21 protein-coding genes are annotated in these 23,354 nt (G+C 70.3%); 9 read left to right on the top strand and 12 right to left on the bottom strand.

Annotated elements, in window-relative coordinates:
- The first annotated feature begins 350 nt into the window (after window positions 1-350).
- The 6 genes from AC04ME_RS15340 to AC04ME_RS15315 all read left to right on the top strand — a co-directional run bounded on the left by AC04ME_RS15340 (window position 351) and on the right by AC04ME_RS15315 (window position 6,904).
- Window positions 351-1,514, top strand: a complete 1,164-nt coding sequence (locus tag AC04ME_RS15340; protein ID WP_475435842.1) for a Gfo/Idh/MocA family protein — start codon at window positions 351-353, stop codon at window positions 1,512-1,514.
- Between the two features lie 2 nt (window positions 1,515-1,516).
- Window positions 1,517-2,716, top strand: coding sequence for a dihydrodipicolinate synthase family protein (locus tag AC04ME_RS15335; protein ID WP_475435840.1), 1,200 nt, complete (start codon window positions 1,517-1,519; stop codon window positions 2,714-2,716).
- The gene (locus AC04ME_RS15330; protein ID WP_309691402.1) at window positions 2,713-3,576 is read left to right on the top strand and encodes a sugar phosphate isomerase/epimerase family protein; all 864 of its coding nucleotides are present in this window, start codon (window positions 2,713-2,715) and stop codon (window positions 3,574-3,576) included. Before AC04ME_RS15335 ends, AC04ME_RS15330 begins: the two co-directional genes overlap by 4 nt.
- Before the next feature lie 332 nt (window positions 3,577-3,908).
- A complete protein-coding gene (locus AC04ME_RS15325; RefSeq protein ID WP_455905547.1) occupies window positions 3,909-4,667 on the top strand; it encodes a sugar phosphate isomerase/epimerase family protein in 759 nt (252 codons plus the stop codon).
- An 81-nt stretch (window positions 4,668-4,748) separates the two neighbouring features.
- A complete protein-coding gene (locus tag AC04ME_RS15320) occupies window positions 4,749-5,804 on the top strand; it encodes a LacI family DNA-binding transcriptional regulator (RefSeq protein WP_475435838.1) in 1,056 nt (351 codons plus the stop codon).
- A complete protein-coding gene (locus tag AC04ME_RS15315; RefSeq protein WP_475435836.1) occupies window positions 5,804-6,904 on the top strand; it encodes a glycerate kinase in 1,101 nt (366 codons plus the stop codon). Before AC04ME_RS15320 ends, AC04ME_RS15315 begins: the two co-directional genes overlap by 1 nt.
- A gap of 606 nt (window positions 6,905-7,510) precedes the next feature.
- On the opposite strand, the gene pgm is transcribed toward AC04ME_RS15315, so the two are convergent.
- Window positions 7,511-9,154, bottom strand: a complete 1,644-nt coding sequence (gene pgm, locus AC04ME_RS15310) for a phosphoglucomutase (alpha-D-glucose-1,6-bisphosphate-dependent) (RefSeq protein ID WP_475435834.1) — start codon at window positions 9,152-9,154, stop codon at window positions 7,511-7,513.
- 62 nt (window positions 9,155-9,216) lie between these two features.
- On the opposite strand from pgm, the gene pheA reads away from it, so the two are divergent.
- Window positions 9,217-10,167, top strand: a complete 951-nt coding sequence (pheA, locus tag AC04ME_RS15305) for a prephenate dehydratase (RefSeq protein ID WP_042541487.1) — start codon at window positions 9,217-9,219, stop codon at window positions 10,165-10,167.
- A gap of 13 nt (window positions 10,168-10,180) precedes the next feature.
- On the opposite strand, the gene AC04ME_RS15300 is transcribed toward pheA, so the two are convergent.
- The 11 genes from AC04ME_RS15300 to AC04ME_RS15250 form a co-directional block, all read right to left on the bottom strand.
- Entirely contained in the window at window positions 10,181-12,247 is a 2,067-nt protein-coding gene (locus tag AC04ME_RS15300; protein ID WP_475435832.1) for a molybdopterin oxidoreductase family protein, read from the bottom strand.
- On the bottom strand, window positions 12,244-13,785 hold the full coding sequence (locus AC04ME_RS15295) for an FAD-dependent oxidoreductase (RefSeq protein WP_475435831.1): 1,542 nt from the start codon (window positions 13,783-13,785) through the stop codon (window positions 12,244-12,246). Before AC04ME_RS15295 ends, AC04ME_RS15300 begins: the two co-directional genes overlap by 4 nt.
- Window positions 13,786-13,787: 2 nt before the next feature.
- Entirely contained in the window at window positions 13,788-15,179 is a 1,392-nt protein-coding gene (locus AC04ME_RS15290; protein ID WP_475435829.1) for an MFS transporter, read from the bottom strand.
- A gap of 127 nt (window positions 15,180-15,306) precedes the next feature.
- On the bottom strand, window positions 15,307-15,591 hold the full coding sequence (locus AC04ME_RS15285; RefSeq protein ID WP_200933737.1) for a DUF6457 domain-containing protein: 285 nt from the start codon (window positions 15,589-15,591) through the stop codon (window positions 15,307-15,309).
- Entirely contained in the window at window positions 15,588-16,283 is a 696-nt protein-coding gene (gene mobA, locus AC04ME_RS15280) for a molybdenum cofactor guanylyltransferase (RefSeq protein ID WP_475435827.1), read from the bottom strand. The genes AC04ME_RS15285 and mobA overlap by 4 nt, the downstream gene beginning before the upstream one ends.
- Window positions 16,280-17,545: a molybdopterin molybdotransferase MoeA gene (locus AC04ME_RS15275; protein WP_475435826.1), complete on the bottom strand. Its 1,266-nt coding sequence runs from the start codon at window positions 17,543-17,545 to the stop codon at window positions 16,280-16,282. Before AC04ME_RS15275 ends, mobA begins: the two co-directional genes overlap by 4 nt.
- A gap of 91 nt (window positions 17,546-17,636) precedes the next feature.
- Window positions 17,637-17,846, bottom strand: a complete 210-nt coding sequence (locus tag AC04ME_RS15270) for a methyltransferase (protein WP_042540132.1) — start codon at window positions 17,844-17,846, stop codon at window positions 17,637-17,639.
- A gap of 260 nt (window positions 17,847-18,106) precedes the next feature.
- Entirely contained in the window at window positions 18,107-18,460 is a 354-nt protein-coding gene (locus AC04ME_RS15265) for a DUF559 domain-containing protein (RefSeq protein WP_311877991.1), read from the bottom strand.
- Window positions 18,461-19,291: 831 nt separating this feature from the next.
- Window positions 19,292-20,332, bottom strand: coding sequence for an LLM class flavin-dependent oxidoreductase (locus tag AC04ME_RS15260; RefSeq protein WP_056374223.1), 1,041 nt, complete (start codon window positions 20,330-20,332; stop codon window positions 19,292-19,294).
- 64 nt (window positions 20,333-20,396) lie between these two features.
- A complete protein-coding gene (locus tag AC04ME_RS15255; protein WP_042539907.1) occupies window positions 20,397-20,633 on the bottom strand; it encodes a DUF2795 domain-containing protein in 237 nt (78 codons plus the stop codon).
- A 57-nt stretch (window positions 20,634-20,690) separates the two neighbouring features.
- Window positions 20,691-21,113: an Hsp20/alpha crystallin family protein gene (locus AC04ME_RS15250; protein ID WP_042539909.1), complete on the bottom strand. Its 423-nt coding sequence runs from the start codon at window positions 21,111-21,113 to the stop codon at window positions 20,691-20,693.
- Window positions 21,114-21,235: 122 nt separating this feature from the next.
- Here AC04ME_RS15250 and AC04ME_RS15245 point away from each other — a divergent pair, with 122 nt between their 5' ends.
- Entirely contained in the window at window positions 21,236-21,520 is a 285-nt protein-coding gene (locus tag AC04ME_RS15245) for a MerR family transcriptional regulator (RefSeq protein WP_042539911.1), read from the top strand.
- A gap of 88 nt (window positions 21,521-21,608) precedes the next feature.
- Window positions 21,609-23,339 carry a cation:proton antiporter domain-containing protein gene (locus AC04ME_RS15240; RefSeq protein WP_475435822.1) on the top strand — a complete coding sequence of 577 codons (1,731 nt, stop codon included), beginning with the start codon at window positions 21,609-21,611 and terminating at the stop codon, window positions 23,337-23,339.
- Window positions 23,340-23,354 lie beyond the last annotated feature (15 nt).

The following is a 23,354-nucleotide window of genomic DNA, read 5'->3' as shown; positions in this document are numbered from 1 at the left end:
CTTCACGCGGGCAGCCGTCCGTCTCGCCCTGCGGGGTCAGAGGCGCGCCCGGCGCGCGGTGTGGGGCCAGAGATCGCACCCGGCGCAGGTTGTGGGGTCGAAAACGCATCTGGCGCACGGTGCGGGGTCAAAAGAGCACCGGAACAGGCCGGTTCGGATGCGGAATTGACCTCTGCACCCGGCCCCGCCCAGCGAGACCCGTCGCAGGAGTAAGGGAGAGCGTTTTCCCCGCTGCTTGCACATAAGCCTCTAGCGTGGCATGCTGACGGAAAGCGCTTACCCGCGCCGGATCGCACACAGGGGTTTCCCCGCAGAGGATGCGGGATCTGAAAGAAGAGAACGGACCAGCAATGTCGCAGACGACAACCCGCGAGATCGGGATCATCATGAACGGCGTCTCGGGACGCATGGGCTACCGGCAGCACCTCGTGCGGTCGATCCTCGCGATCCGCGAAGAGGGCGGCATCGAGCTGCCCGACGGATCCCGCATCACGGTGAAGCCGCTGCTCGTCGGCCGCAATGAGGCCAAGCTCGCCGAGCTCGCCGCCAAGCACGGCATCGAGGACTACACGACCGACCTCGACGCGGCCCTCGCCGACCCGAAGTGGGAGATCTACGCCGACTTCCTCGTGACCAAGGCCCGTGCCTCCGCTCTTCGCAAGGCGATCGCGGCAGGCAAGGCCATCTACACCGAGAAGCCCACCGCTGAGTCGCTGGACGAGGCTCTCGAGCTCGCGCGTCTCGCCGATGAGGCGCGCGTCAAGACCGGCGTCGTGCACGACAAGCTCTACCTGCCCGGCCTCCAGAAGCTCAAGCGCCTGATCGACTCGGGCTTCTTCGGCCGAATCCTGTCGGTGCGAGGCGAGTTCGGCTACTGGGTGTTCGAGGGCGATTGGCAGCCCGCGCAGCGCCCCAGCTGGAACTACCGCACCGAAGACGGCGGCGGCATCATCGTCGACATGTTCCCGCACTGGAACTACGTGCTCGAGAACCTGTTCGGCCACGTCAAGAGCGTCTACGCGCAGGCCGCCGTGCACATCGCCGACCGCTGGGACGAGAACGGCGAGCACTACACCGCCACCGCCGAAGACGCCGCATACGGCATCTTCGAGATCGAGGGCGGCATCATCGCCGAGATCAACTCGAGCTGGACGGTGCGCGTGAACCGCGATGAGCTCGTCGAGTTCCAGGTCGACGGCACCCACGGATCCGCCGTGGTCGGACTCTTCGGCGCGAAGATCCAGCCGCGCAACGCGACGCCGAAGCCGGTGTGGAACCCCGACCTCGAAGACAGTCATGACTACGACGCCGACTGGCAGCAGGTGCCCACGAACGACGTCTTCCTCAACGGCTTCCGTCAGCAGTGGGAGGAGTACCTGGTCTCGTTCGTCGAGGGCACGAAGTACCCCTTCGACCTGCTTTCGGGTGCTCGTGGCGTGCAGTTCGCCGAGGCGGGTCTGACCTCCAGCGCCGAGGGCCGCAAGGTCGCGCTCGAGCCGCTGACGCTGGGCTGAGCATGAGCACTCTCCGACTTCTCGACACCGCGGGCGCGGTGACGGACGCCGAGCTGCGCGAGGGCGGTGGGTACTCGCGACCGTCCTCGCCGCTGCAGAGCCGCGTCGCTTACGCCGCAGCCCACGTCGTGCCCAAGGTGCACGCCGACAACACCCCCGGCCAGCCCGCCGACATCGATTGGGATTCGACGCTCGCGTTCCGCCGCAACGTGTACTCGTGGGGACTCGGCGTCGCCGATGCCATGGACACCGCGCAGCGCAACATGGGCCTGGATGCCGCGGCGACGCGCGAGCTCATCGCACGCAGCGCCGAGGTCGCCCGCGAGGAGGGTGGCTCCGTCGTGGTCGGCGTCAACACCGATCACGTCGCCGAGTCGCACATCACACTCGACCAGGTGATCGATGCCTACAAGGAGCAGCTGCACTTCACCGAGGAGCAGGGCGCGGGCCCCGTGCTCATGGCCTCGCGCCACCTGGCCCGCGTCGCGGAGAGCGCCGACGACTACCGTCGCGTCTACCGCGAAGTGCTCTCGTCGGCCACGGTTCCGGTCGTGCTGCACTGGCTCGGCACGGCCTTCGATCCTGAGCTCGCCGGCTACTTCGGCGCGGACGAGTGGCAGACGGCATCCGCTGTGCTGCTCGACATCATCGGGGAGCAGCCCGACAGGGTCGCGGGCGTGAAGATGAGCCTGCTGAACGCCGAGTCCGAGATCTCGGTTCGTGAGCAGCTTCCGCAGGGCGCGCGCATGTTCACGGGCGACGACTTCAACTACGTCGGCCTGATCGGCGGCGACACCACCCGGTCGTCGAGCGAGGAGCGAAGCACCGAGACGAAACGCACCCACTCCGATGCGCTGCTCGGCGCGTTCGCGGCGATCACCCCGGTGGCGTCCGCAGCGATCCAGGCGCTGGATGCCGGAGACCCTGCCCGCTACCTCGAGATCCTCGGACCGACCGAAGAGCTGAGCCGTCAGGTGTTCGCGGCGCCGACGTTCTATTACAAGACCGGTGTCGCCTTCCTCTCTTGGCTCAACGGGCATCAGCCCGCGTTCCAGATGGTCGGCGGTCTGCACTCGGCGCGGAGCCTTCCGCACCTCAGCCGCATCGTCGAGCTGGCCAACGCGTCGCTCGCATTGGAGAAGCCCGAACTCGCGCGCGAGCGCTGGCACGGGATGCTGCGCCTGAACGGGGTGGATGCATGATCGTCGATCCCCGCCTGTCGATCAATCAGGCGACCATCAAGCACGCCGACCTCGCGACGGCGCTGCGGGTGACGGCGGATGCCGGCATCCAGGCGATCGGTCTGTGGCGCGAGCCCGTGAACGAGGTCGGGCTCGACGTCGCCGCCCGCATGCTCGAGGACTCGGGGCTGCGATTCACGACGCACTGCCGCGGCGGGTTCTTCACCCTTCCCGAGGGGCCCGAGCGCGTCGCGGCACTCGACGACAACCGCCGCGCGATCGAAGAGACCGCGACGCTCGCCGCCGCAGGTGCCGACGGGTCGACCGCGGTGCTCGTGCTCGTGGCCGGCGGCATCCCCGCCGGCTCTCGCGATCTGATCGGCGCGCGCGAACGTGTGCGCGACGCGATCGGCGTTCTCGCCTCCGACGCGAAGGCGGCGGGCGTGACGCTGGCGATCGAGCCGCTGCATCCGATGTACGCCTCCGATCGCGCTGTCGTCTCGACGCTCGGCCAGGCGCTCGACATCGCCGCCGACTTCGACGCCGATGTCGTGGGCGCAGCAGTCGACACGTTCCACATCTGGTGGGATCCGCAGGTGCTCGAGCAGATCGCGCGCGCCGGTCGAGAGGGCCGCATCGCGACCTACCAGGTGTGCGACTGGAAGACCCCGCTCGCCGCCGACGTGCTGCTGTCGCGGCACTACACGGGCGACGGCGTGATCGACTTCGGCTCGCTCACCCGCGCCGTGATCGAGACGGGCTACGACCGCGATATCGAGGTCGAGATCTTCAACGCCGACGTCTGGTCGGATGCTCCCGAGAACGTCGTGCGGCGCACGGCCGAGACCTTCGGTGCCGCGGTCTCGCCGCACCTGCGCTGACGTCGGGGACTCGATCGCCGAAGGCGGGCCGCTTGCGTGCGATAGGCGTGCCACGTGCAGGACCAGGGCACGGATGCCGGGCCGGAACACGGCTTCTCGTCCTGCATCCGTGCCTCGATCCTGCAGGCGGCAGAGGGCTCTTCGGATGGCGGCCCGGATCGGAACCGGTCGGGGTCCCACGTGCAGGGCCAGGGCACGGATGCCGGGCCGGAACACGATTCCGGTCCTGCATCCGTGCCTCGATCCTGCAGGCGGTGCAGCGGGCTGACACGAAGAGAGCCGCCGGGCGCAACCCCCGAGACACCGACGCAGACCGTTGAGAGGATGAACCCATGACAACGATCCGGCCAGGACTCTGCTCGGTGACCTTCGCGTCGCTGAGCGTCGAACGCGTCGTCGAGCTCGCAGCCGAGGCGCGACTCGAGGTCATCGAGTGGGGTGCCGACACGCACGTGCCGGCCGGGGACGTCGAGCAGGCGGCGAGGGCGGCGAGGCTGACGACGGATGCCGGGCTGGTGTGCTGCTCGTACGGCTCGTACTTCCGCGCCGGTGCCGACGAGGCGGTCACTCCCGTGCTCGACACCGCCGAGGCTCTCGGCGTCGACCGCGTGCGCGTCTGGGCGGGTTCGATCGGATCCGACGAGGCCGCACCGCAGGACTGGGCGGCGACGATCGCCCGACTGCAGGATGCGGTCGACGAGGCGAGCGCGCGGGGCATGTCCCTCGCGCTCGAGTTCCATTCGGGCACGCTCGCCGACACCGCGCCGACGACACTCCGAGTGCTCGAGGAGGTCGCGAGGCCCACGCTCAGCACCTACTGGCAGCCCACGGTCGGTGCCGCGGTCGACGCGGTGCTCGATGAGTATCGCGCGATCGCAGACCATGTGAGCGCCGCGCACGTGTTCTCGTGGTGGCCCGACCACGACCGGCTGCCGCTGCGGGCACGTGATGCCCTCTGGACCCGGTTCTTCGGAGAGGCGCAGTCTGCGCCGACGCCCCCGAGAGACGCACTGCTCGAGTTCGTGCCCGGTGATGATCCGGCGATGCTGCGTGGCGAGGCCGCGACGCTCCGCTCGTACCTCTCGCTCTAAGGCCGGCATGCACGTCAGCACTCGGGATGCCGCCGCCCACCGTTCCTCGGCGCCGCCCGCATCGCACAGTATGCTCGGGGCATGAGTCAGCAGGAAAGCCCTTCCCGGGTGCGTCAGCCGCGGCACTCCCGAGGCGCAGCCCCGACCCTGCACGACGTGGCCCGAGAGGCCGGGGTCTCCCTCGCCACGGCATCCCGCGTTCTGAACGGATCCGAGCGCAAGGTCGCCGAGTCCTTCCGTGAGCGCGTCGAGCAGGCGGCGGCCGAGCTCGGCTACACGGCGAACGCGTCTGCTCAGGCCACGGCCCGCGGCAGCTCGCCCGTGATCGCGTTGCTCGTCGCCGACATCGCCGACCCGTACTTCGGACTCATCGCCGCGGGCGTCGCTCGCGGAGCCGACGAGCACGGTCTCGTCGTCACCATCGCGATCACCGAGCGCGACCCGGCCCGCGAGGCGCGCATCGTGCGCGCGCTGCGCGGACAGCGACCCCAGGGCCTGATCCTCGCCGCCTCACGCACGAACGAGCCGACCGACTCCGACACCTCGCGCGAGCTCGCGGAGTACGCCCGGTTCGGCGGGCAGGTGGTCACCTTCGGGGCCGGCAGTGCAGAGAACCGCCACGTCGAGATCGACAACCGCGCCGGTGCGGAGGCGCTGGGCCRCCGTATGGCGTCGCTCGGCTACCGCTCGGCCATCGCGATCGGCGCGGCCGAGGGGGTCCTGACCTCAGACGAGCGTCTCGCCGGATTCCGCGCCGGCTTCGAATCAGGCGGCGGCACGATCGATCGGCTGATCCGTGGCGACTTCCGTCGCGAATCCGGTGTGCAGGCGATGTCGGCGGCGCTCGCCGATGGCGTCGAGCCGGGCACTCTCGTGTTCGGCATGAGCGATGTCGTCGCGATCGGTGCGATGTCGGCGATCCGCGACGCGGGTCGTGAGATCGGCTCCGACATCGCCGTCTGCGGTTTCGACGATGTGCCGTCGTCGAGCGATGTCACGCCGGCGCTCACGACCGTGCGGGTGCCGCTGAGCGAGGTCGGCTACCAGGCCTTCCGAGCGACGGTCGACGCCGACTGGCAGCAGGCGGCGCTGCCGCTCGAGGTCATCGTGCGGTCGAGCACCCCCGGTATCACCTGATGACCCGCGTCGTGCTGGCGCCAGACAGCTTCAAGGGCACGATCACCGCGGCGGATGCGGCGGCATCCCTCGCCGCGGGCTGGGCGTCGGTCGATCCTTCCGCGACGTTCGTGCACCGGCCGATGGCAGACGGCGGCGAGGGCACCGTCGCCGCATTCGCCGCGGCCGTGCCGGGGGCGCGACGCATGCCGGTCGTCGTCGACGGGCCCGCTGGCGTGCCGCTGAAGACCAGCTGGCTGCTGCTGCCCGCATCCGCCGGGTCTGCTGGCGGCACCGGCGTCATCGACCTCGCCTCGACCTCGGGCATCGAACTTCTCGACGACCTGCGCCCGTGGGACGCCGACACCACCGGCTTCGGTCAGGCTATCGCCGCGGCCCTCGACCACGGCGTCACACGACTGGTGGTCGGCATCGGATCGAGTGCGTCGACAGACGGCGGTACCGGGATGCTGTCCGCACTCGGTGCCCGATTCCTCGACGCCTCCGGTGAGTCCGTCGTCCACGGTGCGCGCGGCCTCGCAGACATCGCATCCGTCGACCTGAGCGCCCTGCGCACCGCGCCTCAGGTGCGCGTGCTCACCGACGTCACCAACCCGCTCGTCGGCCCTCGGGGTGCCGCCGCCGTGTTCGGACCGCAGAAGGGTCTCGACGCCTCCGAGCTCTCAGACGTGGATGCCGGGCTCGCCCGACTCGCCGACCTGCTCGGCCTCGATGCCGCTCTGCCCGGCACCGGAGCCGCCGGCGGCACGGGTGGTGCGCTCGTTGTCTGGGGAGCGGCACTCGCTCCCGGAGCCGCCGAAGTGGCGGAGCTGATCGGACTCGCGGACGCGATCTCCGACGCCGACATCGTCATCACGGGGGAGGGCTCGTACGACGGTCAGTCCGGCGACGGCAAGGTGCCTTCGTTCATCGCCGGCCTCGCGGCATCGGCCGGGGCCGTCGCGCTGCTCGCGGCCGGGCGCATCACCTCCGACTCCGATGTGTCGCTGTTCGCGGCATCCGCGTCTCTCACCGACATCGCCGGATCGTCGGATGCCGCTCTCGCGGAGCCTGCGCGCTGGTTGCGCGAGGCCGGCGCGCTGCTCGCCAGTTCGGTCTGACCGGCCGCTGCTGCCGCCTCTGCTCTTCGGGCTGCCCCCGCGCAGCATCCGATCGCGCTCGACTGCGGTGGTCGAAAGAGCATCCCAGGCGGCCGTTTCCGGTGGTTCTTCGACCACGCACGTCCGTGCAACCCCCGGTGGCGCGCAGTCGCGGTCTGCGGTGGTCGAAAGAGCATCCCAGGCGGCCGTTTCCGGTGGTTCTTCGACCACGCACGTCTGTGCAACCCGCAATGGCGCGCAGTCACGGTCTGCGGTGGTCGAAAATGCATCCCAGGCGGCCGTTTCCGGTGGTTTTTCGACCACGCACGTCTGTGCAACCCCCGGTGGCGCGCAGTCACGGTCTGTGGTGGTCGAAAACGCATCCGAAGTCGCTGCGTCGGATGTGTCTTCGACCCCGCACCCGCGTTGGGTGGCTGTTTCGACCCGGCCTGCGCATGGCGTCCGCCAGGTGGGGTCGCTTTCGCATCGCTGAGCCCAGGCGCTCCCGATCCCGGATGCTCTCGACTCCGGCATGCGCGACCCCGGCGTGCGCTGACCCCGGATGCACTTCTGCCCCCGCACGGGCGGCGTGCGGGGGCAGAAGACGGACGGAAGCGGTACGCCGGGTCAGTCGCCGAGGGCGGCCGACACCACGGCGCGGGCCTCGGCCTGCACCTCGGCGAGGTGCTCGGGGCCGCGCAGGCTCTCGGCGTACAGCTTGTAGACGTCTTCGGTGCCGGACGGGCGCGCGGCGAACCACGCGTGCTCGGTCTGCACCTTGAGGCCGCCGATCGCGGCGCCGTTGCCCGGTGCGTGCGACAGCTTGGAAGTGATCTCCTCGCCCGCCAGGGTCGTCGCCGAGACGGCATCCGGCGCCAGCTTGCCGAGCGTCGCCTTCTGCGCCGGCGTCGCCGGGGCGTCGACCCGCTGATAGGCCGACGAACCGAAGGCCTGCTCCAGCTCGGCGTACCGCTCCGACGGGGTCTTGCCCGTCACGGCGATGATCTCGGCCGCCAGCAGGCACAGCAGGATGCCGTCCTTGTCGGTCGACCACACCGTGCCGTCCTTGCGGAGGAACGATGCTCCGGCCGACTCCTCGCCGCCGAAGGCCACGGATCCGTCCAGGAGCCCGGGCACGAACCACTTGAAGCCGACGGGCACCTCGAGCAGGCGGCGTCCGAGCGACTCGGCGACGCGGTCGATGATCATCGACGACACGAGGGTCTTGCCGATCGCGGCGTCGCGCGGCCACTCGGCGCGGTGCGAGAACAGGTAGTCGATCGCGACCGCGAGGTAGTGGTTGGGGTTCATCAGCCCGGCGTCGGGGGTGACGATGCCGTGGCGGTCGGCATCCGCGTCGTTGCCGGTGAGCACGTCGTAGTCGGCCTTCTTGGCGACCAGCGAGGCCATCGCCGACGGGGATGACGGATCCATGCGGATCTTCTCGTCCCAGTCGAGCGTCATGAAGCGCCAGGTCGGGTCGACTTCGGGGTTCACGACGGTCAGGTCGAGGTCGTAGACCTCCTTGATGAGCGCCCAGTATTCGACCGAGGCTCCGCCGAGGGGGTCGGCTCCGATGCGCACCCCGGCGGTGCGGATCGCGTCGATGTCGATGATGGTGGCCAGATCGCGCACATAGGCGTCGCGGAAGTCATATCCGGGAAGCGCGTCCCAGTCGATATCGGCGAACCGCTCGCGCTTGACGTCGACCAGACCGCCGGTGATCAGCTCGTTGGCGCGGTCGGCGATCCAGCCGGTCGCGTCGGTGTCTGCCGGTCCGCCGTGCGGCGGGTTGTACTTGAACCCGCCGTCCCTCGGCGGGTTGTGCGACGGGGTGACGACGATGCCGTCGGCGCGGCCGGCGGCATCCGGCGCGAGGTCGCGGTTGAAGGTGAGGATCGCGTGGCTGAGCGCCGGGGTCGGCACCCACGCGTCGCGGGAGTCGACTCGGACGTCGACGCCGTTCGCGACCAGCACCTCGATGGCGCTGCGCTCGGCCGGCAGCGACAGGGCGTGCGTGTCACGACCGAGGAACAACGGGCCGGTGATGCCCTCCGCCGCGCGGTAGTCGACGATCGCCTGGGTGGTGGCCAGGATGTGGTTCTCGTTGAAGCTCTTGGTGAGCGAAGACCCGCGATGACCGCTCGTCCCGAACGCGACCCGCTCGGCGGCGACGCCGGGGTCGGGGACGCGATCGTAGTAAGCGGCGATCAGCTCGTCGACATCGATCAGATCGGATTCTTCGGCTGGTAGGCCGGCACGGCTCGTCATGCAGACAGTCTGCCCCCATCTCGGCATCCGCGCATCTTCTGGGCCCCTACCCGTGCCCTAAGGTGAAACGCGTGACTGAACGCCGCACCTACAGCTATCTCGGCCCCGCCGGAACATTCACCGAAGCGGCGCTCGAGCAGGTCGCCGAAGCGCGAGGCCAGGACTGGCGTGCCGTGCACAACGTCGGCGAGGCGCTCGCCGACGTGCTCGAGGGTCGTAGCGATGCCGCCATGATCGCGATCGAGAACTCGATCGAGGGCGGCGTCTCGACCACGCAGGATGCTCTGGCCACGCTGCCCGGCCTGCGGATCGTCGGCGAGTACCTGGTGCCGGTGAACTTCGTGCTCGTGGCTCCGCGCGGCACCACGCTCGCCGATGTGCAGGTGATCGCCGCGCACCCCGTCGCCTATGCGCAGTGCCATGGCTGGCTCGGCGAGCACCTTCCGACGCACTCGCACGTCCCGGCGGCGAGCAACGTGGCGTCGGCGATCGGCATGCTCGACGGCGGTCTTCCCGCGCAGGCGGCCATCGCCGCTCCCGGCGTCGTGAAGCACCTCGACGTCGACGTGCTGGCCGAGGACATCGGTGACAACGCGCAGGCCGTCACCCGCTTCGTGCTCGTCACCCGCACCACCACGGCACCGGCTCCCACCGGCGCCGACAAGACCTCGCTGATCGTCGAACTGCCGAACGACCACCCGGGTTCGCTCCTCGAGATGCTCGAGCAGTTCTCGACCCGTGGCATCAACCTCTCACTGATCCAGTCGCGTCCGATCGGCGACGAGCTCGGCCGCTACCGGTTCGTGATCGACGCCGACGGCCACATCGAGCACGAGCGCATGGCCGATGCTCTGCTCGGCATCCGTCGTTTCAGCCCCCGGGTGGTGTTCCTCGGGTCGTACCCGCGGGCCGACCGGCAGATCGTGCAGTACCCCGAGCGCTACTCCGACGACATCTTCGTCGAGGCACGCGACTGGCTGCGCGGCATCCTCTCGGGCGAACCCGAGGACTGAGACCGACCCCGGGTCAGACCGCGCTGAGCTGCACGAGCGCCCTCTTGAACTCGGGCATCGCCGAGTGCGGATCGACCCGGTCGTCGGTGAGCAGATTCGCGCTCTCGCCGTCGGGGTAGTGGAACGGCAGGAACACCGTGTCTGGCCTGATGTCGTGCGTCAGCTCGGCCCGCGCCTGCACCGTGCCGCGGGAGTTCGAGAGGCGGATGCCGTCGCCCTCGCCGATCCCGTGGCGACGCGCCGTGGCGGGGTGCAGCTGGGCGACGAGGGAAGGCCGCTTTTCGGTCAGCTCGGAGACGCGGCGGGTCTGCGTACCGCTCTGATACTGCTCGAGCAGTCGCCCGGTGATCAGTGTGAGCCGGTCGGCGCTCGGCGTCTGCTGCGCCCGCGCCCGCACCGCCACGAGCTTCGCGCGCCCGTCGGCGTGCGCGAACCGGTCGGCGAACAGACGGGGCGTGCCGAGGCTGCCGATCGGGAACGGCCAGTGCGCCTCGATGCCCAGGTCGAGCAGGGCGTGACTGAGCCCCGAGTAGTCGGCGCGGCCGCCGGCCGATGCGCGGGCGAGCTCGTCGAACACCTCGGAGGGGTCGAGGCTCCAGACGCCGGGGGCGTCGAGGCGGCGGGCGAGCTCGGCCATGATCCACAGCTCGCTGCGGGCTCCGGCGGGGGCGTCGACGGCCCGTCGGCGACGCAGCACCCGGCCCTCGAGGTTGGTCATGGTGCCCTCCTCCTCGGCCCACTGCAGCACGGGCAGCACGATGTCGGCGGCCTTCGCGGTCTCGGAGAGGAAGAAGTCGGCGACGACGAGCAGGTCGAGCCGGCCGAGGGCCTCTCGCACCGTCGAGACGTCGGGTGCGGACACGAAGACGTTGGAGCCGTGCACGAGCAGGGCGCGCACGCCGCCTGGCAGGCCGGCGGTCTGCAGCAGCTCGACGGCCGGCACACCGGCGCCGGGGAGATCGTCGGGGTCGACACCCCACACCGCCGCGACGGACGCGCGCGCCACCGGGTCCGTGATCGACTGATACCCGGGCAGCTGGTCGGCCTTCTGCCCGTGCTCGCGTCCGCCCTGCCCGTTGCCCTGGCCGGTGAGGGTGCCGTAGCCGCACCCCGGAGTGCCCGGCAGTCCGAGCAGCAGCGCCAGGTTGATGGCAGCGGTCGCGGTGTCGGTGCCGTCGACGTGCTGTTCGACCCCGCGGCCGGTGAGGATGTACGTCGAGCCGGGTTCGGCCAGCCGGCGGGCGAGATCCCGGATGCTGCGCGCGGGCACCCCTGTGACGGTCTCGGCGCGCTCGGGCCACCACGCCGACACCGACTGCCGGAGCGCATCGATGCCCGAGGTGCGCTGCCGCACGTAGCCCGAGTCGTACAGCTCTTCGGCGATCACGACGTGGGTCAATGCCAGCAGCAGAGCGAGATCGGTGCCCGGCACCGGCTGCAGATGGATGCCGGCCCCGTCGGCGCACAGCCGGGCCGTCGAGCTGCGGCGAGGGTCGACGACGATGAGGCCGCCCCGTGCCCTGGCGCCCTGCAGGTGCGACACGAACGGCGGCATGGTGTCGCCGACGTTCGAGCCGAGCAGGAGAACCGTCTCGGCGGTGTCGAGGTCGGTCAGCGGGAAGGGCAGACCCCGGTCGATCCCGAAGGCGCGGTTGGCGGCGGCCGCGGCGGACGACATGCAGAAGCGGCCGTTGTAGTCGATGCGCGAGGTGCGCAGCGCGATGCGGGCGAACTTGCCGAGCTGGTAGGCCTTCTCGTTCGTGAGGCCGCCGCCGCCGAAGACGCCGATCGCATCGTGGCCGTCCTCCGCGGCGATCCGCTCCAGCTGAGCGGCGATCAGGTCGAGGGTGGAGTCCCACTCCGCCGGATGCAGCTCGCCGTCGTCGCCCCGCACCAGGGGAGTGGTGAGGCGCCCGGTGTCGGCGAGCAGCTCCGCCGACGTCCATCCCTTCTTGCACAGACCGCCGCGGTTGGTCGGGAAGTCGCGGCCCGCGACGGTCACCGGCAGGGCTTCTCCCGCGGTGGGAGTCAGCGTCATCGCGCACTGCAGCGCGCAGTAGGGGCAGTGGGTGTCGGTCATGCGACGGCCTCCGCGCGGTCGTGCAGCAGTTCGGTGATCCTGGCTCGGCATCCGCCGCATCCGGTGCCGGCGCGCGTGCAGTCCCCGATCGCGGCGACCGAGCTGCAGCCGTCATCGATCGCATCCTCGATCTGCCCGACGGTGACGGCGTTGCAGATGCAGAGCGTCGCGTCACGACCGGCAGGCGCCACCACGTCGGCATCGGGATCGTCGAGGCGCAGCAGCAGCGATCGGTCTGCGGGCAGCTCGCCGCCGCGCAGATACAGCACGCTCAGTTCCGCGGCGGCCCGCGGCATCCCGACCGCCACGAAACCGGTGAGGATGCCGTCGCGCGTCGCCATCTTGACGTAGGTGCCGTGCTCGGGGTCGGCCCACACCGCGATGCCCGGCGCATCCTCGCCCGCAGGGACCGGCGCGAACGGGTCGGCCGAGACGTCGCCTGCCGAGGCGATGTCGACCAGCTCGCCCTTCAGCACGACGACCCCCGGATGCTCGTCCGTGAACTCGGCGGCGTCGCCGATGCCGTCCAGCTCGGCGGCGATGGTCGCGGCCAGCCAGCTCGCCTGCCGCCACCCAGGGCCGATGAGGCCGTGCGGTCCGCCGGGCACCTGGCGCTCGTGCAGGTGCTCGGCGGGGTCGGCGAGGTGAGCGCAGTCGCCGATCGCATGGATGCGGGGATCCGACCACGATCGCAGCGAGCGGTCGACGAGCACGCCGTTGCCGACGCGCAGTCCTGCCGCCTCGGCGAGCTCGGTGCGCGCCCTGACCCCGCACGACAGCACGAGCAGGTCTCCTTCGATGCGCTTGCCGTCGGAGCTCGCCAGCGCGCGGAACCGGCGGATGCCGTCGTCGCCCTCGACGCCGATGACGCCCTCGGCGCGCGTGTGCGGCACGAGCGTGACGCCGGCGGAGGCGAGGGCGGTCGAGAGGATGCTCGCCGATCCGCGGTCGAGCTGACGCGGCATCGGCATCGGACCGAAGTGGGCGACCGAGGGCACGGCGCCCGCATCGGCGAGCAGCATCGCGAGCTCGATTCCGAGCACGCCGGCCCCGAGCACCACCACCCGGCCGCCGCGCTCGACCACGGCCCGCACCTGCTCGGCATCCGCCAGGTCGCGCAGCACGCAGACGCCCGCGGTGAGGCGGGTGTCGAGGCCCGTGCCGTCCGGCCCCAGCGTGTCGAGTCCGTCGAGTGTCGGGACGATCGATCGCGCGCCGGTCGCGAGCACCAGCCGGTCATAGCCGACGTCCGAGCCGTCGGCGAGCTCGACGAGCTGCGCCCCGCGGTCGATGCGCAGCGCTCGCGCCCCGAGACGCAGATCGATCCCCGGAAGGCCCGCTGCGGTGGCCAGGGTGAGTTCGTCGGCCGAGGCCTCGCCGACCGCGAGCTCCGCGAGGAGCACCCTGTTATAGGGATTCGCCGTCTCCGCACCCAGCACGGTCACCGTCGCCCGGCCCTCGGAGACGAGGGGCAGGAGCTCCTCGGCGAAGCGGATGCCGACGGGCCCCGCGCCGATGACGACGATGCGCTCGGTCATGATCAGATCCGGTGTCCGGCGAGGGAGGCCCGGGGGATCAGGTAGACGAAGATCGTGATCAGGAGCAGCGCGACGTAGCCGGCGACGAAACCGCCGAACGCCGGTGCGTACGACCCTGTGCCGCTCTTGGCCGCGGCGAGCACCTGGGGGATCACGAATCCGCCATAGGCGCCGATCGCCGAGATCAGGCCCAGGGCAGCCGCACCCTTGCGCTGGGTGCTGACCGCGAGTGCATCACCCGCGGTCGCGGCTCCTCGCGCGGCGAAGACGTTGGGGATCATCCGGTAGGTCGCGCCGTTGCCGACGCCCGCGGCGACGAACAGCAGCAGGAAGCATCCGAGGAAGAGCGCGAAGCTGTTCGCTTCGAGGGTGACGAGCAGCGAGATGGCTCCGACGATCATGAGCGAGAAGGCGGCGATCGTCATCGGCGCACCGCCGAAGCGGTCGGCGAGCTTTCCGCCGTAAGGGCGGGCGAGCGAACCGACCAGCGCGCCGAGGAACGCCAGTGTGATCGAGGCGCTGCCGATCTGGAAGGTCGAGAACTCGGGGAAGGTGTCGGCGATGAGCTTCGGGAAGACGCTGGCGAAGCCGATGAACGATCCGAACGTGCCGATGTAGAGCAGCGAGAGCACCCACAGGTGCGGTTCGCGCAGGGCGGCGGCGGCTCCGGCGAAGTCGGCCTTGGCGGACGAGAGGTTGTCCATGTGGCGCCAGGCGCCCCAGACGGCTACGAGGATCAGCGGCACCCACATCCACCCGGCGAGCGAGAGGTTGAACGTGAAGGCGGCGGTCATCGAGACGACGATCGGCACCGCGAGCTGCGCCACGGACGTGCCGAGGTTGCCGCCGGCGGCGTTGAGGCCGAGCGCCCAGCCTTTCTCCTTCTGCGGGAAGAAGTAGGTGATGTTCGCCATCGAGCTGGCGAAGTTGCCGCCGCCGAAGCCGGCGAGGGCGGCCACGGCGAGCAGCACGCCGAACGGGGTCTCGGGGTCTTGCACGACGATGCCGAGCAGGACAGCCGGGATCAGCAGCAGGAGGGCCGAGACCATCGTCCAGTTGCGTCCGCCGAAGCGGGCGACGAGGAACGTGTAAGGGAATCGCAGGGTCGCGCCGACGAGGCTCGGCAGCGAGATCAGCCAGAACGACTCGGTGGTGCTGAGCGTGAAGCCGGCGGCCGGGAGCAGCACGACGACGATGCTCCAGAGCTGCCAGATGATGAACCCGAGGAACTCGGCGAAGATCGACCAGCCCAGGTTGCGGCGGGCGATCGCCTTGCCTTCGCCGGCCCAGAACGTCGGATCCTCGGGGTTCCACCCGTCGATCCAGCGACCGGGTCGATGGGTGAGCGTGACGGCGGGGGCATCGACGCTGCGTGTTCCGGTGGTCTGTGACATCGCGGCTCCTGGCGTTCGAGAGGGTGAATGCTCTGAACGTAGGCGGCGGATGTTGCAGGGCCGCGCGCATGCCGTTTCGGTGTGATTACTTCTCGATCACATCGGGGAGGTCGGCGATGAGAGAACTTCAGGAATCGTGGTCGTCGGCGCGCCAGGATGCCGCCAGCGCGGTGATCGTGGCGACCGCCGCGGCCGTGTCCTCGCGGCTGCCGCCCGCGCGACCTGCGGCGAGGCCGGCGAGATAGGCACTGAGCGGGGCGGCGGGGCGCGCGACGCCGTGCGCGACGTCGCGGGCGAGATCGAGGAGCAGGCCGATTTCGACGGACGCGCGGTCGATCCCGAGGGCGGCGCAGGCGGCGGAGGTCCAGTCGTCGAGGGCCTCGACCGGAAGATGCTGCGGCTGGTCGGTCATGTCGTCTCCTCGTTCGGTGCGCTGCCACGCAGGGCGTCTGTGCCGTTGTCGTGGTCGGCGTCTGTGCCGTTGCGGGTGGGTGCCTGCACCGTGGCGCGGGCTCGTTCGAGATCGTCCCACGTGTCGACGTCGGCCGCCAGGGCTCCCGCCGGCAGAGCGCGGATGGTGAGGCCCGCGAGCAGTGAACGGATGGATGCGTCTCGGCCGCCGTCGGGGAGGGTGGCGACAGCTCGGCGCAGCGCGTCGGTGCGATAGAGCCCGATCAGCCACTGCATCCGCCCGGAGTCGTCGGCCAGGCAGACGCCGTCTTCGCCGCCGGCGAGGGGCGGATGCCGACGCAGCAGCGCGACCGCCTCTTCGGCGTTCGGCAGGTCGGCCGCCAGCACGAACACGTCAGCGCTCTCGGTGCGTGCGAGTCCGGCCGCGATGCCGGCGACCGGGCCGCCGAACTCGGGGGTCTCGCGAGTCCAGACGACCTCGCCCTGCACGGGCGCGGGCGGACCGACGACGATGATCGGGTCGCAGCCTGCGACGGCCGCGACCGCCCGATCGAGCAGCGTGCGACCGCCGACGTCGAGCAGCGGCTTGGCGGCACCGTCGAGTCGAGACGCCCGCCCGCCCGCAAGGACGATCGCCGCGGTTGCGCCGCTCGTGTCGGCGGCGCTCGCGTCGGCGGCGCTTGCCGCGGTCACGAGAGCAGCATCACGTCGACGTGGTCGCCGGCGGCCACCGCCGATACCTCGGCGGGCACGACGGCGTAGGCATCCGCTCTGGCGAGTCCTGCGGCGAGGTGCGCGCCGGACGACCCATCGACGGCTGCCGGGTGCACCGCCCAGGCGGCGGGGTCGGACCGGTCGAGAGTGACCGGCACATACTGCTGTCGTCCTGCCGGGCTGCGCCACCCGGCGGTGGTCGTGAGACGGATCATCGGGCGCTGCAGCGGCTCACGCCCCTGGAGAGCGAGCAGTGCCGGGCGCACGAACGCCTCGAACGAGGCGGCGACGCTGGCGGGGTTGCCCGGCAGGCCGAAGATCAGCGCGTCGTCTATTCGTCCGAAGGCCTGCGGTCTGCCGGGCTGCATGGCGACCGCGACGAACTCGATACGATCGCGCAGCACGTTCTTGACGACCTCGTGGGCGCCGGCGCTGACGCCGCCCGAGGTGACCACGACATCGACGCGGCCGGAGTGCAGCGCACGGTCGACGAGGGCTGTGAAGGCGACATCTTCGTCGGTCACCGTGTCGACAGAGATGACGTCGGCGCCCGCCTCGGCGCACATCGACGCGAGCAGCACCGAGTTCGACTCGGGGATCTGCCCTCGGGCGAGGTCTGCGCCGGGCGCGGCGAGCTCGGTGCCCGTCGAGATCACGGCGACTCGGGGGCGGCGACGCACCTGCACGGTGTCGATGCCCGTGGCCGCGATGGCCGTCAGCTGCAGCGGCCCGAGCACGGTGCCCGCCGGCGCGACGACCTCGCCGGCGCGCAGTTCCTCTCCGCGGCGGCGGATGTGAGCGCCCTCGCGGGCAGGAGCCGTGGTCACGATGGCCGGGGCGTCCCAGGCCTGCAGCCCGTCACGGGTGTGCTCGAAGGGCACGACGACGGTCGCCGTGCGGGGCACGCGAGCGCCGGTCATGATCCGAGCGGCCAGCCCTGGACGCAGCTCGGGCTCCTCGCACGACCCCGCCGGCAGGTCGGCGATGACGCGTAGTTCGGCAGGGTGCTCGGCCGTCGCTGCCTCGACGTCGGCGAAGATGACGGCATATCCGTCCATCGCGGAGTTGTCGAACAGCGGCACATCGACCCGGGCGCGCACGTCGTCCGCGAGGGTGCGACCGGCTGCCAGTGCGATCGGCACCGCCTCTGCGCGGAGCGGCCGGGCGGCGGCCGACACCTTCGCCTGCTGCTCCTCGACCGTCAGCATGGCACGAGGAGCGAGGGAGGTGGCGTGGTGCATGCAGTCAGCGTACGACGGTCGCGGGGGTGTCCCCGCGACCGCGTCGCCCCTCTTCCCCTTGTTTCCCCGTTCTCGTGTCAGCGCTCTCGAGTCAGTGCTCGCGGAACATCGGCCAGCCGCTGCCCGGCAGCATGTGCGAATGCAGCGCACCCTTGGCCGATTCCAGGGTCGGATACGTGCCCGTCGCGGCATCCGCTCCGGCCATGACGACGGTGTATCCCCCGTCATCGTGTCGGATGCTGCCGACGACTCCGTTCGTGCCGTACGCCACCCAGAGGGCCAGAGTCTTGGTCGTGCTCATCATCGAACCCCTTCCGTTGCTGGTGAGGGTACGCCCCGGCGCACCGGAATACCAGCCCCTGTCGGAGGGTGCGCGGGCGCCGGTGCGGCGGCGCGTGGTCAAAAGCGCAGCGTTCAGTCGGTGGGTGGTCGAAAAGGCACGGCTACGGGCCGGTGGGGATGCGTTATTGACCACTCAGCGCGTCGGTCGTGCGGGCGGTCGTGCGCACGTAGGGAGAGCGGTGGGCAGGCGCAGGCGCGGCGCAGGGGCAGGGGGGTGTGTCAGGAGCGCGACGCGATCGCACGGCGGATGCGGTCGAGCAGCATCCGTCCTCCGTCGTCGAGGTCGAGTTGCGTCACTCGGATGACGATCCAGCCGATGTCCTCGAGTTCTCGCTGCCGCTGAATGTCACGGCGCCACTGGTCGCGGTCGGTTCGGTGTCCGTCGCCCTCGTATTCGACGGCGATTCGGAGCTCGGGATACGCGAGGTCGCTTCTCGCGATGATCACGCCGTCGCGACGGATCTCGTGCTGGACCACGGGCTCGGGCAGGCCTGCCGCGACGAGCAGCAGCCGCGTCTCGGTCTCCTTCGGGGACTCGACGGACGCACGCACCGCGGGCAGCGCAGCTCGCACGCGCGCGCACCCGGCGAAGCGCCCCCAGTGGCGCAGGCGTTGATCGATCTCCTCGACCGTGTGCAGGGGTCGGTCGGCGCGCAGCCCCGGGTAGTTGTTTGCGGTCGTGACGAGAGCGTCGAGGCTACCACGAGCTCGTCGTCGGTGAACGACGCGACGCAGAGGAAGAGGGCGGTCAGAGGATCGACGACGGGGACGCGGCCGATCCACCACAGCTGTGCTCTGCCGGTTGCGAGCCTTCGACTCCTCACACCCCGCGTGCGCGGCCGGACGGCATCCGTCGCCACGACGACGTCGATGTCGTCGGCGACCTTCCACGAGCCCGGAACGGGATAGCCCCACACGCGCATCGCGGTCGCGCCCCCGATCAGCTGTCCTGGTCTCAGTCGCGAGGCGAGCGCGAACACTCGGTGCAGAGGTGTCGTCTGAGGCGTGAGCGATCGCACACCGTGGAAGGGGCGGTGCAGGTCGGCGGCTGCCGCACGTCCGCGTCCCACCCCCGCTGCCGCTGCCGCTCGAACGGTGAAGGTGGCTCCGAGTGTGGGCGGCAGCACAGATCGACGACGCATCTCCCCAGCATCCGCGTCCGGGAAGCGCCATTCGGAGAGGTGCGCGTTGCGGGCCGGGAGCTGTGCATAAGTCGGTCTCACCCGCCGCWGTGGTGGAGGAGTGATTCAGGTCGTCGTCGCGTCAGCGACGTCGCCCGTACGCCGATGGATGGTCGAAAAAGCATCGGAGCGGAGGAGCGTGGTCAAAAATTCATCCCACGCGGCCCTCAGGCGTGCGCTTTTGACCATCCACGCCCGCGGGCGGGGGGACCGGGGACCGCGACTACAGAGCGGCGGCGATGAGCTCGAGCGTCTGCGCGCGGCCGGCGGCGGCGTCGCGCGGCTCGGACTCGTAGGCCCCGGCGACGGGCGAGAGCATGACCTCGTCGACGCCGTACTTCGTCGCGAACGCACGCACCTCTTCGGCGACGGACTCTCCCGTGCCGACGAACCACCGCGAGCGGGCAGCTTCGACGACCTGGTCGGTCGCGGGATCCGACTCGGCGGCGAGCGCCTCTTCGACGGTCTCGAGCGCGATGAGCGGCTTGTTCAGCCGCAGGCGCGACATCATGCGCAGCTGCGGCAGGGCACGGGCCTCGGCCTCTTCCTGCGTCGGCGAGGCGACGACGTTGACCGTGAGGAACGTGCGGGGCTCGGGATGCTCTTCGCTCGGCTGGTAGCCGGTGCGGTAGAGGTCGAGTGCTCGTTCGAGACCCTGGCCCGAGAAGTGGTTCGCGAAGACATAGGGCAGCCCGTGCGATGCGGCGAGCTGCGCCGAGTAGTCGCTCGACCCGAGCAGCCAGACCTCGGGGCTTCCGCCGGCGGCGGGCGTCGCGTGCACCGTGTACTCGCCACCCGACGTGAAGCGCACGGTGGCGCCGTCGCTCGAGAGGAGCGCAGCGATGTCCTGCACGTTGCGGGGGAACTGCTCGACGTCGCTCGTCGTGCCCGATCCGCGCAGCAGCTGAGTGATGACCGGGTCGCTGCCGGGGGCGCGGCCGAGGCCGAGGTCGATGCGTCCTGGCGCGATCGCCTCGAGCGCGGCGAACTGCTCGGCGACGATGAGCGGGGCGTGGTTGGGCAGCATGACGCCGCCGGATCCCAGACGGATCTTCGTCGTGCGCATCGCGGCGGCGGCGATCAGCACCGGGGGAGTGGTGGACGCCACGGCCGGCATGTTGTGGTGCTCGGCGAACCAGTAGCGGCGATAGCCGAGGCGGTCGGCGGTCGCGGCGAGATCGAGGGAGGAGGAGATCGCCTCGGCACTGGTCTGGCCGGTGCGAACGGGGACGAGGTCGAGGACGGAGAGCGCGGTGGAAGTCATCCCCGAATGCAACGGCGGGGGCGGGCGGGGAATTCCCGCCCGCCCCATCGTCGCCGGTGGGTCGTCACGCTGCGGCGAGGGCGGAGGATGCCGACGGCGAGAACTCCTCGGCCAGAGCGTGGCGCGCGAGGTGGTAGCGGATGTGCCAGGCCGCGCTGAAGCTCTGCTCGGGAAGCCGAGCGAGCACCGCTCTATCGTCGGAGCCGAGACCGTCACGGGCTGCTTCGCGCAACAGGTCGTCGCGCGTCGCCGGGTACTCCATCCCGCGCAGGAAGCGATCGAGTGCAGCGGAGTCGTGCATGGGTCGTCCTTTCCAGAGGAGGAAGCGGGGGCCGGGTGCGCCCCGGCCCCCGTGCTGTCAGGCAGCGATCGACTGTCGGCTGTCGCTCGATTCGACCTCGATCTTGCGCGGCTTCGCCCTCTCGCTGACGGGGATGATCACCGAGAGCACGCCGCTCTCGTACGAGGCGCTGATCGCGTCGAGGTCCACTCCGTCGCCGAGCGAGAACTGACGGAGGAACGAGCCTGCTCCGCGTTCGCGGGCGAGCCAGCGGACGCCTTCGCGGCCGTCGGCCGTGCGCTGCGCGCGGATCGTGAGCTGGCCGCCGTCGAGGTCGACGTCGATGGACCCCGGATCGATGCCGGGAAGATCGGCGTGCAGGACGTACTTGTCGCCGTCGCGGTAGAGGTCCACCGGCATGAGACGCGGTGCGCGGACGGAGTCCAGCACGCTCGCAGCAAAGCGGTCGAGCTGACTGAACGGATCGAAGGACATGGCCATGAGTGTCTCCTTTCGTGTGGCCCGGGTGGGCGTTGTGGATGCAGATTATCTGCATCTGTTGCTATAGATTTGTTATAGAACAATATCGAATAGAATGCAAGTGCCACGAGAAGGAGCTGCCGATGGATGAGCGTGATCCGAGCATGCCGGTGTACGGCATCGCCGTCGCCGCCCAGCTCAGCGGCGTCCCCGAAGCGAGCCTGCGGCTCTTCGAGGCGAAGGGCCTGGTCACGCCTGCGCGCAGCGACGGAGGCACGCGCCGATACAGCGACGACGATCTCGCCCGCATCCGTCGGGTGACGGGCCTGCGTGTCGAGGGCATCAACATCGTCGGCATCCGACGAGTCCTCGATCTGGAGGACGAGAACGCGGGACTCCGCGACGAACTCGCGGACGATCGTCCCTGACCCCGTCGGAACCGCCCGACCCCGTCGGAACCGCCCGACCCCGTCGGAACCGCCCGGCGGCGGCGCGGCAGGGCAGTACTTTAGGGGCATGGATGCCGAGATCTTCTACGTGCTCGTCGGTGCTGTGGTCGTGGCGGCGATCGCCCGATGGCGCGGATGGCCGGCTCCGCTGCTCGTCACGGTGGTCGCGCTCGCGGCATCCTTCCTGCCGTTCGTTCCCGAGGTCGAGATCGACGGGCACCTGCTGCTGAACCTCGTGCTGCCGCCGCTGCTGTACTCGGCGGCGCTCGACGTGTCGTTCGTGGGCTTCAAGCGCAGCCTCCCGCAGATCCGGCGCCTCGGCGTCACCCTCGTGCTGCTCACGGCTGTCGCCGTGGGGCTGGTGGCGTGGTGGATCCTGCCGTCGCTGACCCTGCCGGGCGCGCTGCTGCTCGGCGCCATCGTGGCACCGCCCGATGCCGTCTCGGCCGCGGCCATCGGCCGTAAGCTCGGGCTTCCGCGCCGCATCATGACGGTGCTGTCGGGAGAGAGCCTGATCAACGATGCGACCTCGCTGACCCTCTATCGCGTGTTCGCGGCGATCATCGCCGGGGCGACCCTGACCGTCTGGGACGGCATCTGGCAGTTCCTGCTCGCGGTCGGCGTCGGCGTCGCGGTCGGACTCGTCTTCGGCATCGTGCTGCACCAGCTGCGCATGCGCATCAGCGACCCGGTCGTGATCGGCACGTTCGGTCTGCTCGCCCCGTTCGGTGCATATGCGATCGCCGAGCACCTGCTCGGCTCAGGCGTGCTCGCGGTCGTCGCGATGGGCCTGTATGTCGGATACAACTCGCCTCGCACCGACTACACGACCCGTCAGCAGGAGGCGCCCCTCTGGCTCTCGGCCGACCTGCTGCTCGAGAGCTTCGTGTTCGCCTACATCGGCCTGCAGTTCCCGCGCGTGCTCAGCGACCTCGGGGGCGAGGAGGTCGGTCGCATCCTGATGCTGTCGGGTGTCGTGCTGCTCGTCGTCCTGCTCGTGCGGCCGCTCTACGTGTACCCGACGAATCTCTGGGCGAACTTCCAAGACCGCAAACGGTTGGAACGCTGGGATCGAACGGTCGAATCCGGAGCCTTCGACGAGCGCCGCCGCGACTCGAAACGCTGGAAGCAGTACAGCGCAGAAGAGCTGCGCTCCAAGATCCTGCGCGACCGCATGGCAGGACTGCAGCTGACCTGGAAGGACAACGCCGTCATCTCGTGGGCGGGCATGCGCGGTGTGGTGACGCTGGCGACCGCGCTCGCCGCAGCCGATCTCGCTGCTCTCGACACCGAGCCGTCGCACGCGATCGTCGTCGTCGCCTACGTCGTGACCCTCGGCACGCTGCTGCTGCAGGGCCTGACCCTGCCGCTGCTGATCCGCAGTCTCGGCATCGCCAGCGACGTCGACGACGAAGAGGACGAGCGCGCGATCGCCGACGTCAAGGCCAAGAGCCGCGAGGCGGGCAAAGCCTTCCTCGCCGAGAAGCGCGACGAGTGGGTCGACAAGTACGGCAGCGTCGACATCGGCGTCTTCGATGCCTTCACCAAGCGCATGACCAGGGTCGAGAAGGCCGCAGACGAGGCGCAGGAGGTCGAGGAGGCGGTGACCCGCCCCTCGTACGAAGACCTCGCAGCGCTCACCCGCGGGTGGCTGCAGGTGCGCCGTGACATCCTGCTCGCAGAGCGAGACGCCGGCAACCTCGACGAGGAGGTCATGCGCGAGCTGATGGCCGCGATGGATGCCGAGGAGCTCGCCCTCGACACCCGCGCCGCCACGCGTCTGCAGGGTCGCGCATAGCGGGAGACAGACGAG

The sequence above is a fragment of the Microbacterium sp. LjRoot205 genome (assembly GCF_056175745.1).
Note: the sequence above shows the minus strand (reverse complement) of the source record. Positions and strands in the feature narration are given on the sequence as shown.

Excerpts from the sequence above, each read along its gene's own strand:
- AC04ME_RS15270 (WP_042540132.1), bottom strand. The coding sequence starts at position 17,846 with ATGAGCACGACCAAGACTCTGGCCCTCTGGGTGGCGTACGGCACGAAC.
- AC04ME_RS15260 (WP_056374223.1), bottom strand. The coding sequence starts at position 20,332 with ATGACTTCCACCGCGCTCTCCGTCCTCGACCTCGTCCCCGTTCGCACC.
- AC04ME_RS15250 (WP_042539909.1), bottom strand. The coding sequence starts at position 21,113 with ATGGCCATGTCCTTCGATCCGTTCAGTCAGCTCGACCGCTTTGCTGCG.
- AC04ME_RS15340 (WP_475435842.1), top strand. The coding sequence starts at position 351 with ATGTCGCAGACGACAACCCGCGAGATCGGGATCATCATGAACGGCGTC.
- AC04ME_RS15300 (WP_475435832.1), bottom strand. The coding sequence starts at position 12,247 with ATGACCGACACCCACTGCCCCTACTGCGCGCTGCAGTGCGCGATGACG.
- AC04ME_RS15275 (WP_475435826.1), bottom strand. The coding sequence starts at position 17,545 with ATGCACCACGCCACCTCCCTCGCTCCTCGTGCCATGCTGACGGTCGAG.
- AC04ME_RS15245 (WP_042539911.1), top strand. The coding sequence starts at position 21,236 with ATGGATGAGCGTGATCCGAGCATGCCGGTGTACGGCATCGCCGTCGCC.
- pgm (WP_475435834.1), bottom strand. The coding sequence starts at position 9,154 with ATGACGAGCCGTGCCGGCCTACCAGCCGAAGAATCCGATCTGATCGAT.
- AC04ME_RS15295 (WP_475435831.1), bottom strand. The coding sequence starts at position 13,785 with ATGACCGAGCGCATCGTCGTCATCGGCGCGGGGCCCGTCGGCATCCGC.
- AC04ME_RS15255 (WP_042539907.1), bottom strand. The coding sequence starts at position 20,633 with ATGCACGACTCCGCTGCACTCGATCGCTTCCTGCGCGGGATGGAGTAC.
- AC04ME_RS15335 (WP_475435840.1), top strand. The coding sequence starts at position 1,517 with ATGAGCACTCTCCGACTTCTCGACACCGCGGGCGCGGTGACGGACGCC.
- AC04ME_RS15315 (WP_475435836.1), top strand. The coding sequence starts at position 5,804 with ATGACCCGCGTCGTGCTGGCGCCAGACAGCTTCAAGGGCACGATCACC.
- AC04ME_RS15240 (WP_475435822.1), top strand. The coding sequence starts at position 21,609 with ATGGATGCCGAGATCTTCTACGTGCTCGTCGGTGCTGTGGTCGTGGCG.
- AC04ME_RS15325 (WP_455905547.1), top strand. The coding sequence starts at position 3,909 with ATGACAACGATCCGGCCAGGACTCTGCTCGGTGACCTTCGCGTCGCTG.
- AC04ME_RS15290 (WP_475435829.1), bottom strand. The coding sequence starts at position 15,179 with ATGTCACAGACCACCGGAACACGCAGCGTCGATGCCCCCGCCGTCACG.
- AC04ME_RS15285 (WP_200933737.1), bottom strand. The coding sequence starts at position 15,591 with ATGACCGACCAGCCGCAGCATCTTCCGGTCGAGGCCCTCGACGACTGG.
- AC04ME_RS15330 (WP_309691402.1), top strand. The coding sequence starts at position 2,713 with ATGATCGTCGATCCCCGCCTGTCGATCAATCAGGCGACCATCAAGCAC.